The sequence below is a fragment of the Candidatus Thiosymbion oneisti genome, from assembly GCF_900092655.1.
Taxonomy (GTDB): domain Bacteria; phylum Pseudomonadota; class Gammaproteobacteria; order Chromatiales; family Chromatiaceae; genus Thiosymbion; species Thiosymbion oneisti.
This window is the reverse complement of sequence record NZ_FLUY01000222.1, coordinates 1-2,765: the sequence shown is the minus strand read 5'-3', so window position 1 is coordinate 2,765 and position 2,765 is coordinate 1. Positions and strand designations below refer to the sequence as shown.

The following is a 2,765-nucleotide window of genomic DNA, read 5'->3' as shown; positions in this document are numbered from 1 at the left end:
CCATAAAGGTCTGCCGATTGGATCTGGCTCGACCGCTGGTTTACCCTTTACTACCACCAACGGCGAATTCTTTCACAGTCTCTCCAGCGTGGGAACGCGGTCTTGTCCGCTCTAGCGGATCGTGCCTCTCTATGCTGACATGGGTTGGCACCTGGTCGCTTGTCGAGGCTGGAGCATCGGGATGCCTGCTTGTGCCTCCCTGTACGCAGACAGGCCCTCAGGCTGGAGTGTGGAAGCCAGCAATTAAAGATGCGGTTCGCGGCTTGCCCCTTGTCTGCTGTGCCTGGAGTGGATAGGTCAGCACCGGCAAAGGGTCCTGGGGCGGTCGGCGGGCGCTCACCGCATCCTACATGACTAGCACCTGGTCGCTTGTCGAGGCTGGAGCCTCGGGATACCTGCTTGTGCCTCCCTGCACGCAAACCAGGCTCCCAGGCTGGAGCGTGGGAGCCGGCAATAAAGATGCGGTTCGCGGCTTGCCCCTTGTCTGCTGTGCCTGGGTGGATAGGCCAGCACTGGCAAAGGGTCCTGCGGCGGTCGGCGGGCGCTCACCGCATCCTACATGACTACCCTACCCGCCCGCCCCTAGCCCTTGAGCGGAATTGAGCATAAGAACAACCCGCTTTGCGTCCTGTGCGACCTTGCAGTCGAGCGGCGCCCCTGATCTGCACCGAGGTGAGACATCATCGTGTCCCCGGCGCACCGCTGTGGTGCGGTAAGGTGCCTGTCCGGGTCCTTGCATATGGATTTCGCGCTCTCGCGCTCGTTCCCACGCTCCAGCGTGGGAATGCCGTCTTGTCCGCTCCGGCGGACCGTGCCTCTCTGTGCTGACATGGGCTGGCACCTGGTCGCTTGTCGAGGCTGGAGCCTCGGGATGCCTGCTTGTGCCTCCCTGCACGCAGACAGGCCCCCAGGCTGGAGTGTGGGAACCGGCAGTAACAGGTATCTTCAAGGGTTTCCAAGACGATTGAAAAAAATCGTTTCGGACTCCGGATGCTGGCCCTATCCTTGCACTCTATTCATAGATTCATCCCAGGGTAAACGAGGAAACAGCACAGATGTATTCGGTATTCCCAAGGGCGCCGCGGCTGATCGCCGGTGTCGCCTTGCTCTTTCTGTCGGCAGCGCCGCTCCGGGCCGCGGTGGAGTCCCCTGCACCCACCCCACCGGAGGAGGAAGCGCCCGTCAAGATCCTCCAAGGCTTCTCGCAGCTCAGCAAGGAGAGCATGACCTGTATGTCCTGTCACCGCGAGGAGAGCCCCGGCATTTACAGCGAGTGGGGCCATTCCAAGCACTTTTCCGCGAACGTGGGCTGTTATGAGTGCCATGCGGCGGACAAGTCGGAGAAAGATGCCATCCTGCACAAGGATTTTGTGATCGCGACCATCGTCTCCCCGAAGGACTGTGCCCAGTGCCATGAGCGCGAGGTGGCCGAGTTCGACGCCTCGCACCATGCCTCGGCGGGAAACATCCTGGGGTCTCTGGACAATGTCCTGGCCGAGGTGGTGGAAGGCGGCCCGCTGCTGAACGGTACTTCGCCGGTGGTGACCATGGGGTGCGCCGGTTGCCACGGTTCCATCGTCAAGGTCAATTCCGACGGCACCCTGGATGTGGCTACCTGGCCCAACACGGGCGTCGGGCGTATCAACCCGGACGGCTCGAAGGGCGCCTGCTCCGCCTGTCACCTGCGTCACCAGTTCTCCGCCGCCCAGGCCCGCCATCCGGATAATTGCGGCCGTTGTCACTTGGGTCCCGACCATCCGCAGAAGGAGATCTTCGAGGAGTCGGCCCACGGGGTGGCCTTCCGCGCCAACCTGGACCGGATGAATCTGGACTCGGCCAAGTGGGTGGTCGGCGAGGACTATAACGCCGCCCCGACCTGCGCCACCTGCCACATGTCCCGCACCAAGGACCTGCCGGTCACCCACGATATCGGCGCCCGCATCTCCTGGAATCTGCGTGCCCCGGTCTCCTTCAAGATCGATGAGAAGGCCAAGGCGGCCGGCAAGGAGGTCAAATCCTGGATCGACCGGCGCAAGGATATGAAGAGCATCTGCCAGTCCTGTCACGGGCGCAAGATCGCCGACGCCCACTTCGAGCAGCTGGATGCCTTCATCAATCTCTACAACGACAAGTTCGCGATCCCCGCCAAGCGGCTGGTCACGGCCATGGCCGAGCATGGCCTGCGCGATAAGGTGAAGTTCAACGAGGCGGTGGAGTGGACCTATTTCTATCTGTGGCACCACGAGGGGCGCCGGGCGCGGCACGGCGCGGCCATGTTCGCCCCGGACTATGCCCACTGGGAGGGCATGTACGAGGTCGCCCACCGCTTCTATATCGAGATGGTGCCGGAGGTCCGGGAGGCCATCGAGAAGGCCCGGCATGCAGGCAATGCGGCGGGTGCCAATGCGGTCCAGGCCCTGCTCGACGAGATCCTCTCCTCCGAGCTGCACCGCTGGTTCGAAGGGGGCGAGCCGCCTAAGTTCTGGCGCCCGGAGGATAGCGACAACCACGGCTTTAAGGTCGGCGCCAAATAAATGATGAGTGATGAATGCGGAATGATGAATGGTGAGCAGCTCCCATACCCTGGCTCGTTCCCACGCTGGAGCGTGGGAACGCACCCTTGGGCCGCTCTAGCGGCGCATACCTCATGACGCTGGAGCGTGGGAGCCAGATGACGGTACTGGCTACTATGTCCCCTCTCCCGCCGGGAGAGGGGTTGGGGAGAGGGGATCAAAAAGATGAATCGCGCTACTTTTTCACTTATA

General features: G+C 62.4%; 1 protein-coding gene. It reads left to right on the top strand.

The features are described 5' to 3' along the window. Positions 1 to 1,055 precede the first annotated feature (1,055 nt). On the top strand, positions 1,056 to 2,534 hold the full coding sequence (locus tag BQ17_RS02030) for a multiheme c-type cytochrome (RefSeq protein WP_089724071.1): 1,479 nt from the start codon (positions 1,056 to 1,058) through the stop codon (positions 2,532 to 2,534). Positions 2,535 to 2,765: the final 231 nt, after the last annotated feature.

Bases quoted from the DNA above. Each gene is read 5' to 3' on its own strand.
- BQ17_RS02030 (WP_089724071.1), top strand. From the start codon at position 1,056: ATGTATTCGGTATTCCCAAGGGCGCCGCGGCTGATCGCCGGTGTCGCC.